This is a genomic window from Corynebacterium sp. H78 (assembly GCF_037572275.1).
In the GTDB taxonomy this organism is placed as follows: domain Bacteria; phylum Actinomycetota; class Actinomycetes; order Mycobacteriales; family Mycobacteriaceae; genus Corynebacterium.
Window position 1 is genome coordinate 104,483 of sequence record NZ_JBBHKX010000005.1, and the last position, 15,307, is coordinate 119,789.

At 57.1% G+C, this 15,307-nt stretch carries 15 protein-coding genes and 1 pseudogene; 14 read left to right on the top strand and 2 right to left on the bottom strand.

Annotated features, from left to right (window positions below; genetic code table 11):
• Positions 1-81: 81 nt before the first annotated feature.
• Together WG934_RS08910 and WG934_RS08915 are read right to left on the bottom strand one after the other, a co-directional pair.
• Positions 82-378, bottom strand: a complete 297-nt coding sequence (locus WG934_RS08910; RefSeq protein ID WP_339979889.1) for a rhodanese-like domain-containing protein — start codon at positions 376-378, stop codon at positions 82-84.
• Between the two features lie 25 nt (positions 379-403).
• Entirely contained in the window at positions 404-880 is a 477-nt protein-coding gene (locus WG934_RS08915; protein WP_339979890.1) for an inorganic diphosphatase, read from the bottom strand.
• Between the two features lie 154 nt (positions 881-1,034).
• Here WG934_RS08915 and dacB point away from each other — a divergent pair, with 154 nt between their 5' ends.
• The 14 genes and pseudogenes from dacB to panD all read left to right on the top strand — a co-directional run bounded on the left by dacB (position 1,035) and on the right by panD (position 15,279).
• Positions 1,035-2,483, top strand: a complete 1,449-nt coding sequence (gene dacB / locus WG934_RS08920) for a D-alanyl-D-alanine carboxypeptidase/D-alanyl-D-alanine endopeptidase (protein WP_339989822.1) — start codon at positions 1,035-1,037, stop codon at positions 2,481-2,483.
• 63 nt (positions 2,484-2,546) lie between these two features.
• Positions 2,547-3,893, top strand: coding sequence for an amidase (locus WG934_RS08925; RefSeq protein ID WP_339989824.1), 1,347 nt, complete (start codon positions 2,547-2,549; stop codon positions 3,891-3,893).
• Positions 3,894-3,911: 18 nt separating this feature from the next.
• Positions 3,912-5,063, top strand: a complete 1,152-nt coding sequence (gene tilS, locus WG934_RS08930) for a tRNA lysidine(34) synthetase TilS (protein WP_339989825.1) — start codon at positions 3,912-3,914, stop codon at positions 5,061-5,063.
• Positions 5,064-5,124: 61 nt separating this feature from the next.
• Positions 5,125-5,709, top strand: a complete 585-nt coding sequence (hpt, locus tag WG934_RS08935; protein ID WP_339979894.1) for a hypoxanthine phosphoribosyltransferase — start codon at positions 5,125-5,127, stop codon at positions 5,707-5,709.
• A gap of 40 nt (positions 5,710-5,749) precedes the next feature.
• Positions 5,750-8,314, top strand: a complete 2,565-nt coding sequence (gene ftsH, locus WG934_RS08940; protein WP_339989826.1) for an ATP-dependent zinc metalloprotease FtsH — start codon at positions 5,750-5,752, stop codon at positions 8,312-8,314.
• Positions 8,315-8,890 (top strand): GTP cyclohydrolase I FolE, encoded by a 576-nt coding sequence (gene folE, locus WG934_RS08945; protein ID WP_339979896.1) that lies wholly within the window; start codon positions 8,315-8,317, stop codon positions 8,888-8,890.
• A 13-nt stretch (positions 8,891-8,903) separates the two neighbouring features.
• Entirely contained in the window at positions 8,904-9,857 is a 954-nt protein-coding gene (gene folP, locus WG934_RS08950; RefSeq protein WP_339979898.1) for a dihydropteroate synthase, read from the top strand.
• Positions 9,850-10,254: a dihydroneopterin aldolase gene (gene folB, locus WG934_RS08955; protein ID WP_339979899.1), complete on the top strand. Its 405-nt coding sequence runs from the start codon at positions 9,850-9,852 to the stop codon at positions 10,252-10,254. Before folP ends, folB begins: the two co-directional genes overlap by 8 nt.
• Entirely contained in the window at positions 10,254-10,757 is a 504-nt protein-coding gene (folK, locus tag WG934_RS08960) for a 2-amino-4-hydroxy-6-hydroxymethyldihydropteridine diphosphokinase (protein ID WP_339980048.1), read from the top strand. The genes folB and folK overlap by 1 nt, the downstream gene beginning before the upstream one ends.
• Complete coding sequence (locus WG934_RS08965) at positions 10,754-11,263, top strand: DUF3180 domain-containing protein (protein ID WP_339979901.1); 510 nt, start codon at positions 10,754-10,756, stop codon at positions 11,261-11,263. The genes folK and WG934_RS08965 overlap by 4 nt, the downstream gene beginning before the upstream one ends.
• Positions 11,260-12,621: a DUF6779 domain-containing protein gene (locus WG934_RS08970; RefSeq protein WP_339989827.1), complete on the top strand. Its 1,362-nt coding sequence runs from the start codon at positions 11,260-11,262 to the stop codon at positions 12,619-12,621. The genes WG934_RS08965 and WG934_RS08970 overlap by 4 nt, the downstream gene beginning before the upstream one ends.
• A gap of 130 nt (positions 12,622-12,751) precedes the next feature.
• Positions 12,752-13,699 (top strand): Rossmann-like and DUF2520 domain-containing protein, encoded by a 948-nt coding sequence (locus WG934_RS08975; protein WP_339989828.1) that lies wholly within the window; start codon positions 12,752-12,754, stop codon positions 13,697-13,699.
• Positions 13,700-13,739: 40 nt separating this feature from the next.
• A pseudogene (gene panC / locus WG934_RS08980) lies at positions 13,740-14,624 on the top strand (pantoate--beta-alanine ligase); the annotation flags it as partial.
• Positions 14,625-14,859: 235 nt separating this feature from the next.
• Positions 14,860-15,279, top strand: coding sequence for an aspartate 1-decarboxylase (gene panD / locus WG934_RS08985; RefSeq protein ID WP_339979905.1), 420 nt, complete (start codon positions 14,860-14,862; stop codon positions 15,277-15,279).
• Positions 15,280-15,307 lie beyond the last annotated feature (28 nt).

Genomic DNA, 15,307 nt, shown 5'->3' on the forward strand with positions numbered 1-15,307 from the left:
AAAGCCGGGGTATACACCCCGGCCATGCAGTGCTCTTCCCCGTTAGTAGGTCAAGAACAGAGCCACACTGTGGAAGAAAAGCTATTCGCCCTTGGTCATTGGAAGAGCATCGAACTCCCAGTCAATCATTCCGCCACGAACAACAATGGAATCAATGCCATTGCGTTCCAGCCAGCTGGCAACCTGAACAGAGCGTCCGGCCGAACGGCAGATCAGATAAATATCCTGATCCAAATCAAGTTCGACGTACCGGGACGGAATCTCTTCCATTGGCATGTGTGTGGCAATGGTTGCATGACCGTCATCCCACTCCATCTGGGATCGAAGGTCGATCAGCTGTGCGTCTTCAGGGACGTCCTTTGGATTCACGTATTCCATGAGCGAAGATTGTACTTCCGTTTACTTAGTTCTTGTGGCGTTCGATAGCCTCAGCCAGAATCTTTTCTGCCTCAGCCTTGTTGCCCCAGCCCGAGCCGGAAACTTCCTTGCCTGGCTCCAGATCCTTGTAATGAACGAAGAAGTGCTCGATCTCGTCGCGCGTGAACTGAGAAATGTCCTCGATGTCCTGGTACTGGTCAAAGCGAACATCATCGAGTACGCACAGCAACTTGTCGTCGCCACCAGCCTCGTCAGTCATCTTGAATACGCCAACTGGGCGAGCCTTGACGATGACACCTGGGAACACTGGCTCTGGCAGAACTACGAGAGCATCCAATGGGTCGCCATCTTCGCCCAGAGTTTCATCGATGAAGCCATAGTCTGCTGGGTATGCCATCGGGGTAAAGAGGTAGCGGTCGAGGTAGACCTTGCCAGTTTCGTGGTCTACTTCGTACTTGTTGCGCTGTCCCTTTGGAATCTCAATGGTGACCTCAATGCTCACGGCTGTGGCTCCTTAAATAGTTCGTATCAAACTGTCAGTAGTGCGAAGGGGTTGGGCAAACCGCTCTACAGTAGCCCCAACGACATGTAGCCCATCGTAGACTGACTTAATCTTAATCGTGGATGGCGCGTTCTTTTTGGAAAGGGATTCCCCTGTGAGTCGTACTGCTGCTTGGATTGCTTCAGCAATTGCGTTTTGCGTAGTTGTTGGTGTGGTCATTGCTTTTGCCTTCGTGTACAACTCGCGCACGTTGACTGTAGAGCCAGCTCCTGTGGTCGCTCCTGCGGCTGCTCCGCTCGCTCCAGTTGGCACTCCGGGGGAGGAGCCTATGCTTCGTGACGACGCTTTGCGGCCGCTCGTCGCCCCCATCATGGATGAAGCTGGGAAGAATAAGGCGCTAGGCACATTGCATGCTGCCGTTTTTAATGGTGCTACCGGTGGCGAGCTGTGGGAGTCGAAGTCGCGAGAGCTTGCGACCCCGGCCTCCTCGATGAAGATTCTGACGGCAGCCGCAGTATTGTTGCACCTTGACCACAACAAAAAGCTGACCACCAAAGTCGTTCGCTACGGCGACTCCGCAGACTTGTATTTGGTAGGTGCCGGCGACCCCACTTTGAGCGAGTCGGGTGCTGGTTTCTATGACGATGCCGCATCACTCACAGATCTTGCAGAGAAAGTTAAGAAGGCACAGGGAAGTACCCCAGCAAAGGTGATCGTCGATACGTCCTTGTTCGGAGAAACCTTCCATGAGAAGTGGGATAAAGCCGGGCTTAGCGACGGTTATGTGTCGCCAATCGAGTCGATTCAGGTCGATGCAGGTCGGAAAGATCCGACGGACAATAATTCGCAGAGGACGGATAAGCCTGCCGAAGTTGCAGGCCAGACATTGGCCAAGCTGATTGGTGCGTCGACTGCGGAGGTTATGAAGGACAAGCCTGCAGGCGAGCCGACAGTGGTTGCCGAAGTGACGTCGGCACCGCTTGAAACGCGAGTGCGACAAATGATGGTGCACTCCGACAATGTGTTGGCAGAGTCGCTGGCGCGAGAGCTGGCTATCGCACGTGGTTTGCCACCAACATTTGCTGGCGGTGCGAAGGCAGTGCGAGACACCCTTGCAGAGCATAACCTCGGTGTCGAAAACAGCGACGGCGGAACGAAGGCTGATCAGCCTGCCGGTCCAGGTGCTGCCGTCATTAGCGATTCCAGTGGTTTGAGCACGGATAACCAGCTCACTCCTCGTCAGCTGGTGGCCGTGTTGAATGCTGCTGCACGGCCATTGCCAACGAATGAAGATGGCGAAGCAATCGATCTCTCGCAGTTACCAGGCGGGCTGGACACAGTGAAACTGCGGCCACTGCTCGATTCCCTTCCGGTAGCTGCGGTGTCTGGAACGCTGGAAGACCGCTACGGCAATGGCAACCCAGGCGCTGGTTTCGCTCGTGCAAAGACGGGCACTCTCGACGGAGTCTCTGCACTGGCGGGATATGTCGTCACCGATGGTGGGGAAGTGCTGACCTTCGTCATGCTTTCGAATGAAGCACAGCTACTGGAGGCGCGAGCTGCTGCAGACGAGATCGTCGGCAAGCTCAAGCAGATCAAGTAGTGCTTCACATATCACTTTCGGAAATCGCCCATGAATAGGGGCGGATCGTGTCATGGTTTAGATATGACCGGCAACCGCGAAGTTTCTACTGAATTGTCCCAGACAGTCTTTACTGCAGACGAATTGAAAAAGTATCCGACCGTACGTGCCATTGCTGCTTCAGTGCACGCAGGAGAAAAATCTCCGGTTGATACTGTGCAGGAATCGCTGGCCGCGATTGCTGATAAAGACGGTGAGATTGGCGCGTTCCGAGAAGTGTGGGCAGACGATGCGCTCGCTACCGCAGAGGCTTTAGCTAACCGCGACAATTTGTCTGAGTTGCCTCTTGCTGGTGTGCCGTTCGCGGTGAAGGAAAACACCCCGCGGTCGAATTCGATCGTGCAGAAATTGGAAGCTGCGGGGGCTATCGCTGTGGGGTCGACGATCAACCCGCAGTTCTGCACGTGGGGAGTGACAGACGAACCAGGACATATTGTGCGGAATCCTGTTCGTCCAGGACGCACTCCAGGAGGCTCGTCGGGTGGTTCCTCGGCTGCCGTAGCTGCCGGTATGGTGCCGTTTGCGCAGGGAAATGATGGTATGGGTTCGCTTCGCATCCCGGCGGCTGCGTGTAATTTGTCCACTCTCAAGACCACTCCAGGAGTTATTGCGGGCAACATTGGTGGGAATAACTGGTTCGGCATGGCAGTTCAAGGTGTGCTGACGCTGGATGTCGATGACCTCATTCTCATCACGAAGACATTGACGGATGACAAGATCGACGCCGTCGGCCACGATGCGCCAGCGACACGTGAAGTGTTCGTCGACACGGCGTCACCAGTGACTGGGATTCCGGTAGACAAGCGCTGGAAATATGCAGCAGAAACAGCTGCGAAGATATTTGCCGATGCGGGCGTGACCGTCCATTCCGGTAAGGATGCAAAGGTTCCGTATCCATTGAATCCAGTGCCGATGTTGGCCCGGTGGACCGCAGGCGTTGCTGATTCGTTGGAAGAAGAACTGAAGCAGGGAATGCCAAAGGAAAAGGTGGAGTGGCGTAACCGAGTTCATGCAGGCCTCGGCAATGTGCTGCGCCGGTCGATTTCAGAAAAGCAGGTCGCTCGGGCGCGAGCCAAAGTTGAAGAATTTTTGCCGGCCGACGGCGTCATTATCACTCCAGCGTTTGCTGCTGAACCACCCAAGGCTGGTTCGTGGCACAAGCGTCCGTGGCTTGCGAACATGGCATCTAACATGCGTTTTAGCCCGTTTGTTTCGACGTGGAATTACCTGGAGATGCCTGCAGGTATCGTCGTCGAGCCGATAACAGGTTTGCCTGTTCAGGTGATTGGCCGTCAGAACCAGGAACATGTGGTGCTGGCCGCGATGAAGCAGATTGCTCAGGGCAGCACCATTCCTCGCCAGCTTCCGTGATCAGTAATCTCTAACAGTGTGAGTACTGATCCTCGGGCTGGGTGGGAGCGGTCGAAGCCGTTTTGGCCTCGTCGTTCGCCGGCTTTTACACAGGTGCGTCATGCTGTGGCGTCTACCGTGCAGCAGGCGTACACGGAGCATGGGGGCATCGTCGTTGGTCTGTCCGGTGGAGCTGATTCGTTAGCCCTAGTGGCTGCCTGTTGTGCTGAGTTGTGGAGCGCTGACGATACAGATACTTCCCAGTACGCCCCTGTGCACGCCGTCATCATCGATCACGGGCTGCAGTCCGGTTCAGCTGGTGTTGCCCACACTGCCGCTGAGCAAGCCCAATTGTGGGGTGCGTCGACGCGCATTGTCCGAGTCGCTGTTGCCGAGGATGGAGCGGGGCCTGAGGCTGCCGCACGCATTGCCCGCCACGAAGCGTTGCACGCAGTGGCCACCAACCTCCGCCGGCCACTTCTGTTGGCGCATACTCTCGACGACCAGGCCGAGACCATGTTGCTGCGCCTTGCACGAGGCGGGGGTCCTGCAGCTCTCAGCGGCATCCGGCCCATCATGAGGTGGGAAAACGGAGTCACCGTCCACCGTCCCCTGCTTGCTTTACGACGTACCCAGACTCTGGCCACCTGTGCGGAACTAGGGGTGGTGCCGTGGCACGACCCGCACAATCACGATGATTCCTACGCTCGAGTACGAGTCCGGCACTCACTATTGCCTGTGTACGAAGAGCTCTTGGGGCCGGGAGTAGCAGAAAATCTCGCGCATACAGCGGACACAGTTCGTGACGACAATGCTGCTCTTGACGACTTTGCGCGCCGGGCTCTGCCCGATGCAACCACCCCTGCCACGGATTCTGAGGGACAGGGAAGTGAGTTGGTGGTGGGCGCCGTCGTAAAGCAGCCACGAGCGGTGCGATTGCGGATGTATCAGCAGTGGATACGCGAGCATCCTGACGTAGGAGAGTTGGGTCAGTCGCAGCTTTGTGACATCGATGCGATGGCAACCAATTATCATGGGCAGGGACCAGTGGCAGTGCCTCAGCGGTCACATTTTTCGTCTTCTTCTGATGCGGTTTCGGTGGGGACTTCGGCAACGGAGCTTCAGCACCGGAAAAACCCCAGGTTGGTCGTGGCGAGAAAAGGTGGCACCCTGGCAGTGTTGTGGATTTAACTGGATAATCCGTTGCTCTAGCTATGCTTCGACCGACTGCTCCGTCGGAAAGGACAACCCTATGCATGACGTAAAGGACTTCAACGTTCCCGATAACCCATATGGGGACGATGTAGAAGCCATCCTCATTGGTGAGGACGAGCTTCATTCGCGTATCGCGGAAATGGCTGCTCGCGTCAACGAACAGTACAAGGACATCGACCAGGATCTGATCCTTATTGGTGTGCTGAAAGGTGCCGTCTTTTTCATGACGGACTTCGCACGTGAGCTGAAGCTGCCAACGCAGATGGAGTTCATGGCGGTGTCCAGCTACGGCAATTCGACGTCGTCGTCCGGTGTCGTTCGTATTTTGAAGGACCTCGACCGTGACATTGAAGGTCGGGACGTTGTCATTCTCGAAGACATCATTGACTCCGGTCTGACCCTATCGTGGCTGTTGAAGAACCTGCGTAACCGCAACCCACGCACCCTCGAAGTTGTGACGTTGCTGCGTAAGCCAGATGCACTGCGGGCGAAGATTGATATTGCAGATATCGGTTTCGATATTCCAAACGAGTTCGTGATTGGTTACGGGCTCGACTACGCCGAGCGCTACCGCGACTTGCCATACGTTGGCACCCTGCATCCTCGCGTGTACCAGAAGTAGCGTTCACACCCCCTAGAAAGCGACAGCGATTAACCCACCAATGGACAAGAATAAGGTGTTCCGGATCGCCGGTATTACCGGTGTCATCCTTCTCATTCTCTTCGCGGTAACCACGCTTACCGACGACTCGCGGACGTACCGCGAAGTCGAAACATCGGTAGCTCTGACGCAGCTTGACAAGGAAAACGTCAAGGAAGCGCAGATCGATGACCGTGAACAGCGCCTGCGTCTCGAACTGAAGAAGGGCATTGAGTACGAGGGGAAGAAGGACGTCACCAAGGTGATGGCCCAGTACCCGGCTCGTGCAGCTGATCAAGTTTTTGACCAAGTCACTGCTGCGAAGGGTGTGGACAAGTACACCACGAAGGTCACGCAGGAATCTTTCCTGATGTCGACTCTTGGGTTCTTGTTACCGATGGTCATTTTCTTCTTCCTCATCATGTGGCTGTTTAGCCGCATGCAAGGTGGCAAGGGTGGCATGTTCGGCTTTGGTGGTTCCAAGGCGAAGCTGCTGAACAAGGAAGCTCCGACGAACACTTTCGACGATGTCGCGGGTGCAGATGAAGCTGTTCAGGAGCTCGACGAGATTCGTGATTTCCTGCAGCACCCAGCCCGCTATGAACAGTTGGGCGCGAAGATTCCGCGTGGCGTACTTTTGTACGGCCCTCCTGGTACCGGTAAGACGCTTCTTGCGCGTGCTGTCGCGGGTGAGGCAGGCGTGCCGTTCTACACCATTTCCGGCTCGGACTTCGTCGAAATGTTTGTTGGTGTTGGTGCGTCGCGTGTTCGTGACCTGTTCAATCAGGCTAAGGAAAACAGCCCCTGCATCATCTTTATTGATGAAATCGATGCGGTTGGTCGCCAGCGTGGTGCCGGCATGGGCGGCGGTCATGATGAACGTGAACAGACGCTGAATCAGCTGCTCGTCGAGATGGATGGCTTCGGTGATCGACAGGGCGTCATCATCATGGCCGCGACAAACCGTCCCGACATTCTGGATCCGGCGCTGTTGCGTCCAGGTCGTTTTGACCGCCAGATTCCAGTAGGCGCACCAGATATGAAGGGTCGCGAGGCCATCTTGAAGGTGCACGCGAAAAATAAGCCACTTGGTCCAGACGCTGACTTGTCGTCGCTGGCGAAGCGCACGGCAGGTATGTCCGGCGCTGATTTGGCAAACGTCTTGAACGAAGCTGCGCTGCTGACTGCCCGCGTGAATGGCGACATCATCACCGCGGACGCACTTGAAGAAGCCGTTGACCGCGTAATCGGCGGTCCTCGTCGTACCTCCAAGGTCATCTCTGAACAGGAGAAGAAGGTCACTGCCTACCACGAGGGTGGACACACACTCGCGGCGTGGGCATTGAAGGATATCGAGCGCGTGTACAAGGTCACCATCTTGGCGCGTGGTCGCACCGGTGGTCACGCAATGACTGTCCCAGAAGACGACAAGGGCATGTACAACTTGCCAGAGCTATTCGCTCGCTTGGTCTTCGCTATGGGCGGCCGTGCTGCTGAAGAATTGGTTTTCGGCTTGCCGACGACCGGCGCTTCGGCCGACATCGAACAAGCAACAAAGATCGCCCGTGCAATGGTGACCGAGTACGGCATGTCTCCAGAGCTGGGGCCAGTGAAGTACGGCGAAGAGCAAGGCGATCCTTTTGCCGGACGTGGCAGCACTGGGGGAATGCTCGACTACTCACCGAAGGTCGCGTCGATTATCGATGAGCAGGTTCGTAGCTTGATTAGCAAGGCTCACGACGAGGCGTACGAAATTCTGCGCGAGAATCGTGATGTCTTAGACAAGCTGGCTGAGAAACTGCTGGAAAAGGAAACTCTCCGTCGCCCAGACTTGGAGGCACTTTTCACTGATGTGCAGACTCGTCCGCGCCTGAATTTCTTTGACCAGGATCCAGCGCATCCTGCTGATGGTCGCGAGCCTGTGAAGACTCCGGTGGAGCTTGCTATCGAGCGTGGCGAAGAGCCACCGCGGCGTGTCAACATTTTCGCGCCAGTTCGTCCAAAGCAGGAGGAAGGCGCAGACAACGGCGACGCGAGTAATTGCAATTCCAATGGTGAAGGCACGCAAACACCAGGCAATGCAGTTCCTGTAGGTAACTCAGCAGGGCAGAACGTAATTGGCGGGTCACAGACCAGTCAGGGGCCTGTCTACGGTGGAACTCCACCCCCTCAGGGTTGGACTGTTCCAGGTTGGCCACCAGCGCAAGGTGGACAGAAGCAGCCACAGCCACAAGGGGCTCCACTGCCTCAGCGGGATCCACAACCGCAGCCTCAGCAGCAACACCCTTATGCGCCGCAGCCAGGCGACACCAGTCAGCCAGAACCGAAGGAAACGCCAAAGCGACGCTTCCGTGGACGTCACGCTCGTCCAGAAGGTTCTAGCCATCCAGGTACTGCAAACTACCCGGCACAGTCGTGGGGTACCCCGCCTGCGCAACAGGCTCCTCAACGTGGGCAGTCTCACGACGAGCAGCCAACGACATTCCAGCCTCGAGGCTTCCGTTTGCCAGATCACGAACAGCCTGAGAACAAGCAAGCGGAGAAGCCATCGGCTAATCCAACTGAAAATCCTGAGCAGGAGAACTAAATGGACAGCAATTTTGATCAAGCTCGCGCTGAAGCCGCAGTGCGCGAGTTGCTCATTGCTGTCGGTGAAGACCCAGACCGCGAAGGCTTGGTTGAAACTCCAGCTCGAGTTGCCCGCGCTTACCAAGAGATCTTCGCGGGCCTGTTTACTGATCCCACAGACGTGCTCGCGAAGACGTTCGCTGAAGATCACCAGGAACTAGTTCTGGTCAAGGACATTCCGATCTACTCGACCTGCGAGCATCACCTCGTGCCGTTCTTCGGCAAGGCACATATCGGGTACATTCCCGGCGATGAAGGGCGAGTCACTGGACTCTCCAAGTTGGCACGCCTAGTTGACCTGTATGCGAAGCGTCCACAGGTACAGGAGCGTTTGACGTCGCAGGTGGCTGATGCGCTCGTCGATAAGCTACAACCACAGTCCGCGATTGTGGTGATCGAATGTGAGCACCTGTGCATGGCGATGCGCGGAATCCGTAAACCAGGTGCCACGACCGTCACCTCGGCTGTGCGCGGTGGCTTCAAGAGCGACGCGCGATCCCGCGCTGAAGCAATGTCACTAATTACCGGAAAGTAGACAGGTCGAGAGTATGGCTGAGCCAGCGAGCAATCATCGATGCAAAGTCATGGGCATCGTCAACGTCACCGAAGATAGTTTCTCCGACGGTGGTCGTTGGGTTAACCCTGATGCCGCGGTGGCGCATGCTCACGATCTCATTGCTGCTGGCGCCGACATTATCGATATCGGTGGCGAATCCACCCGCCCGGGAGCAATCCGCGTACCTGCGGAGCAGGAGCTTGCTCGGGTGGTGCCCGTCGTCAAGGAATTGGCGGCAGCTGGAATTCTCGTCAGCGTCGACACCATGCGCGCGTCAGTGGCAGAGGCATCGATTGAGGCGGGTGCAGCGCTTATCAATGATGTTTCGGGTGGGCTAGCTGACCCAGACATGCTTCGAGTGTGTGCAGCCGGTGATATCCCTGTTTCGCTCATGCATTGGAAGACTGACCGCTTTGGTTCTGCATCAGGTCGAGCTGAAGTCAGCGACGATATCGTCGTGGATGTCCGCGACCACTTGCTCTCGCTTGTCGACGACGCAGTTGACGCAGGTATCGACGAACGAAACATCATCCTCGATGTGGGTTTGGGTTTCGCCAAGAATGCAGATGACAATTGGGCATTGTTAAAAGCCTTGCCTGAGTTCGTGGAACTGGGGTATCCAGTTTTGGTTGGGGCGAGTCGGAAGCGTTTTGTGGCAACGGTCAGAGGTGGGGAGGCAGTTGCCCCACAGGAGGCAGACAATGCGACGGCGGCCATTTCCGCACTGTCAGCAGCAGCGGGGGCGTGGGCGGTACGTGTGCACGATGTAGCGCCGAGCCGGGCAGCGGTCGATGTGGCAGCAGCGTGGACCGCTGGTCGTGCGTTGTCAGGCGCTACCGCCGACGGCGATTATCCAACAGGTGGCGGCAACCAAGCGATGCAGCAGGCACAGCCGGAAGATGGCAACCAAGCAGCACCGGATGGCGAGGAGCCAACGCATGGCTGATCGGATTCGATTGGAAGGCTTGGCAGCTACTGGCTACCACGGCGTTTTCGACCATGAGAAGCGCGACGGCCAGCAATTCATCTGCGATGTCACCATCTGGACTGACTTCACACTCGCTGCCGAAACCGATGATCTCGCGCATACCGTCGACTACGGAGCTGTAGCGCAGACAGCGCACGATATCATTACTGGTGAGCCACGCGATCTAATCGAGACCGTGGCATCCGAGATCGCTGAAGCCTTGCTTGCTGCTGATGATGCCGCTGCATCGGAGCAGAAGCGAACGCCGCTGATTCATGCGGTTGAAGTGACCATTCATAAGCCAAACGCACCGATCCCGTTGACCTTCTCAGACGCTGCCGTAACAGCTCGACGATCACGACGGGGGCGCGCATGATTCGCGCTGTTTTATCCATTGGAGCGAACCTCGGCGATGCGCAAGCCGCGCTCGCCTCAGTAGTCGACGCATTCTCGGATGACATCGTCGCCACCTCGGCTGTCTATGCCACACCACCGTGGGGTGGCGTTGAACAAGGTGACTTCCTCAATGCCGCCATCATCCTTCGCACTGATCGCAGCCCAATGGAGCTTCTCCGCGCCGGTCAAGCTCTCGAAAATGAAGCTGGTCGAGTGCGTGAGGTGCGCTGGGGACCACGCACTCTTGATGTAGACATCGTCCAAGTAGTCGATGATTCCGGTGAAGAATTACTTTCCGACGATCCGACGCTGACCCTCCCACACCCGTGGGCCCATGAACGCGCATTTGTGCTCGTGCCGTGGTTGGACGCTGACGAAAAGGCAACTTTGCGCGGTGTTGCGGTCCGGGATCTCGTCGCAAAGCTAGACCCAGCTGAGGTTGCTGCGGTGCGAAAGTTAAATGCGGGCGGTGATGAACAATGAAACCAACATCGCTGACTTCACTAGGTGTAGTCGCGGCGGTATGCGTGGTGGCTGCGTACCTCGTGATGTACAGATTCTTCGGCTCTCTTGGCCCGCGATCGTGGTGGGATCTGTTGTTCCCATGGTTGCTCACGGGCGTGTGCGCCAGCGCCGCGATCTGGGTGCGTGGCGTTTTGAAGGACGAGTCCAAAGTGGGACAAGACCGAAGCCAAGTCCAACCGATCGTGTTGGCTCGCTGGCTTGTGGTAGGCACAGCATCGGCATGGCTTGGTGCAGTCTTGACCGGATTGTATGCGGGGGCTGCTCTGTGGGCGCTGCCACGAATGGGTGAACTCGTAGCAGCATCTGAGGACGCACCTGTGTGCGTGGTGGGCGCAATTTCGGGGATTTTGCTTGCTGCCGCGGGTATTTGGTTGGAAAAGGAGTGTCAACTTCCACCAGATGACGAAAACACCGCCCCGCCAGGAGGGGAAACACTGCCACCATCGGTAGGGTGGGGGACATGACGCATCCGGATGAGAATCAGAACGCGTATGGAGCGCCGACGGGCGATACTCCTGCGCGCGACGAATGGGCGGCGCAGCCAGAAGATCTCGGCATAACGAGCCAGCCAGGCTCTGCAGATATGCCAGGTGCACAGGCTGACGCAGCTAATGGCGCAATGCCAGACCACGCATCAGCAGGCGAGGTCGCCGTGGGCGAAGGCACCAACGGTGACACTTCTTCTGCTGACAACGACGAAGACACCCCAGACAAGATCGCCATGATCTTGATGCTGGTGTTTATCGGTCTCGCAGTACTGGCAAGCGTGATTATGTTGTTCTCATCCTCGACGGCGTGGATGAAAATTGGCGTCTTGGCAGCGCTCTGGGCTGCAGTCATTGGCGCAGTGTTGGTTACTCGTTACCGTCGTCAGGTGCAGGAACAGCGCACCCGTATGAAGGACATCGAAGAGCGTCACCAGCTGGAGCTCGACCGTGAACTGGCTACCCACCGCGAGCAGGAACTGATCCTGGAGCAGAATTACCTCGATTCGCTGGAGACTCAGAACGACAACACCATTTCGGAGCTGCGCGCCGAGATTGTGGCACTGCGCGAGCAGCTGTCTGAGCTTTTGGGCGACGGCTTTGACGACGAACGAGTGGCCCTCCGTGCCCGCGCGGAGCGACTCCGCGAGTTGGATGGTCCGCAGTCGGCATCGCCGCTCAAGGATCCGTTGGCGCACGATCGCCCAGCACCACGCGCATTGACTCATCGTGCTGAGATGACGGCAAGCGGCGTTGTGGGCACGCACACCAACCATGGTGGTCCGCTGTCGGCCGATGGTATCGATGGTGCCGACGACACCGATTACGATGCTGAGGCTGTCGATACAGGTATTGACGCTGGCTACGATGATGAGCCCGCACAGGAGCCAGTTGAGGTACCTGTTGTTGATAACGGTGCTGCTGGTGACGCAGAGGATGCAACTCGGGTCCTTGGTGTTGTTCCAGACGAGGCTGTTCCTGCTCAGAATGTGCACTCGCACTGGGCAAAGCCAGCGGATGATGCTGCTGCAGACGAGGCTTCCATGAGCGACGATGCTTTTGATAGCTCCGAGGCAGAGAAGTCAGAGGCAGACAGCACCGAGGCCGCTGCAGATGAAACCGACGACATCGCAGAAGACGATGCAACCTCGGAAGATGCTGCAGGTGCTGACGTCGCTGACGATGCATCGGACGCAGCCGATGCAGACACCACCGATGAGGACGCGCCGGAGGTTGCTTCCCGTTCGCGTCACGGCCGTCGTCGTGCGGAAGACCGTCAGGGTGGCCTGACTGTTGCAGAGTTGCTCGCCCAAATGCGTGAAGGAAACGAAAAGTAGAGCAGCTAAAACTACCTACTTTCGCTAAGCGAATGCGTTGATGAAGTCCCCGGTAACGTGCCGGGGACTTTCTTCATGTCTGTAGATAGCTACTTGTCCGAGCGCGACTCTTCCATGAAGATGAAACATTGTGACCACGTCTCCACAAGAATCAACTCCGTCCACGCCTGCGGAGTCCGCGCCAGCCCCCACCGCTACCCAGCGTTCCCCGCGTTTGACCGTCGGAGTTATCTCTGCGGGTGCCGTTGGTACTGCTCTCGGTGAGGCATTTGAACTTGCTGGCCATACCGTGGTGGCGGCTGTTGCCCGATCGGCTGGTTCGCAGGCACGCCTCGCAGCTCGACTACCGAATGCTCGGGCAATGTCAGCCCGTGAAGTCGCGAGAGCATCTGAACTCATCATTATCGCGGTACCAGATCCTGCGATCCCTGAGGTGGTTGCTGACATCGCACCAGTTGTTGGACCCGGTCGAATCGTTCTGCACACGGCGGGTTCGTTGGGTAGGGCAGTCCTGGATCCCATCGCGCTGACAGGAGCACTCACCATTGCGGCTCATCCGGCAATGACATTTGCGGGGCTTTCCGACGACGCCCACCGCCTGAATGGTTGCCCATGGGGAGTGACCGTCGGCGACGAGCTGTCGAAGACTGTTGCTGAGCTTCTTATCGGGGAAATCCATGGCCGGGTCGTCGTCGTGCCGGAAAAGAACCGGACGTTGTATCACGCAGCCATGGCGCACGGGTCGAATCACCTGGGCGCAATTGTGACTGATGCGGTAGAGCTCCTGGCGACCGCTTTGGAGACTGGCGGTGCTGGCGACTACACTAGCGACACTCACAGACAACAAGCCGCAGCTTTGCTAGAGACTTTGCTGAATGCATCCTTGCAGAACACGCTCCGCTGGGGATCTCGAGGCCTAACGGGTCCGGTGGTGCGTGACGACGTAGGGACCGTCGATAAGCATCTGGGAGTAATCAGTGCCGAACTGCCTGGGGCAGTTGCGCCGTATCGCACGATGGCTCGTAGGATTGCCGAGTTGCGTGGGGCGACTGAGGTTCTGAAACGCCTGTCCGACTAGGGTCTATGTGACCCATTCTTTTGGAAAACCTCTCGGAGGAATCGTGAGCGGTTACACTGCCGGCGAAACGACTGTCCACACTAAGATTTCAGACATTGCGCAGGTAACCCGTGCGCTGCGTAAGACTGGGCGCCCGGTTGTGCTTGTCCCAACCATGGGTGCATTGCATGAAGGGCACCTGGAATTGGTGCGTGCCGCCAAGTCGCTGCCACGTGCAGTGGTAGTCGTGTCGATCTTCGTCAACCCGCTGCAGTTTGGCGAGGGCGAAGATTTCGATGCGTACCCTCGTACCCTTGACGCGGACGTCGAGAAGCTGAAGACCGTCGGAGCTGAGCTTGTTTTTGCTCCGAACGCATCGGAAATGTACCCGAATGGTTTCCGCACCACGGTTGTTCCGGGACCACTTGCCAACGAGCTGGAAGGTGCGACTCGCCCAGGTCATTTCGCAGGTGCGCTGACCGTGGTGAACAAGCTGTTCAACATCACCAATTGCACGGATGCTGTGTTCGGCGAAAAGGATTACCAGCAGCTCGCGCTCATGCAGCAGATGGTCACGGACTTGAACATGCCGGTGCAGCTGCATGGTGTACCGGTTATTCGTGAAGCGGACGGTCTGGCAATGAGCTCTCGTAATCGCTACCTCAGCAACGATGAACGCGAATTGGCAGTGACGTTGTCCGCTGCGCTCATCGCCGGCGCACATATGGGCTCACGTGGCCCACGCGCTGTACTTGAGACGGCGAAGCTGGTGTTGGCGGAACGTCCAGAAGTTGATGTCGACTACCTGGAACTTCGCGACGGCTCTCTCGGCAAGCTCAACATGGACACTGCAGGCAAGGATGAGCCAATGGAGGCTCGTCTGCTGGTGGCAGCTCGTGTGGGCACTACTCGCTTGATTGACAACGTCGGTGTGATCCTCGGCATTGACGATGAAGAATCCATGCGCGATCGTGAAGAACGTGAAATTGCTCAAGCTGCACTGCATGCAGCAGGCGTGAACGATGCGCCACTGACGGACGCTGAAATGGCTGAGCTACGTGCTCTGCAAGAACGTGTTCGCGAAGTCCGCGCGAAGCGTGAAGCTGATGAAGCTGCACGTACACAACTCGGTGATGCCGGCTTCGGCACCACCAACAACGACTAACCAGGGAGGTTCGCCAGTGTTTCGCACTATGTTGAAGTCCAAGATCCACCGGGCAACGGTGACGCAGGCTGACCTGCACTATGTCGGTTCCTGCACCATTGATGCAGATTTGATGGAAGCTGCAGATCTGTTGGAGGGCGAAGCCGTCGATATCGTCGATATCAACAACGGCAATCGCCTCACCACTTACTGCATCACAGGGGAGCGTGGCTCCGGAATTATTTCTATCAACGGTGCTGCAGCACGGTTGATTTCCCCAGGTGACCTGGTCATCATCATTGGCTACGGCATGATGGATGAGGAAGAGGCTCGTACCCGCAAGCCACACGTGATCTTCGTCGACGAGAACAACAAGATTCTTGAAGAAGGCGAAGACCCAGCCGAGGTTCCTGAAGGCTCCGGGCTGTGGGATCCGCGCACCACAGACAACGCTTAACGACGAGTTCGTCGTTAAGCTAATTGGC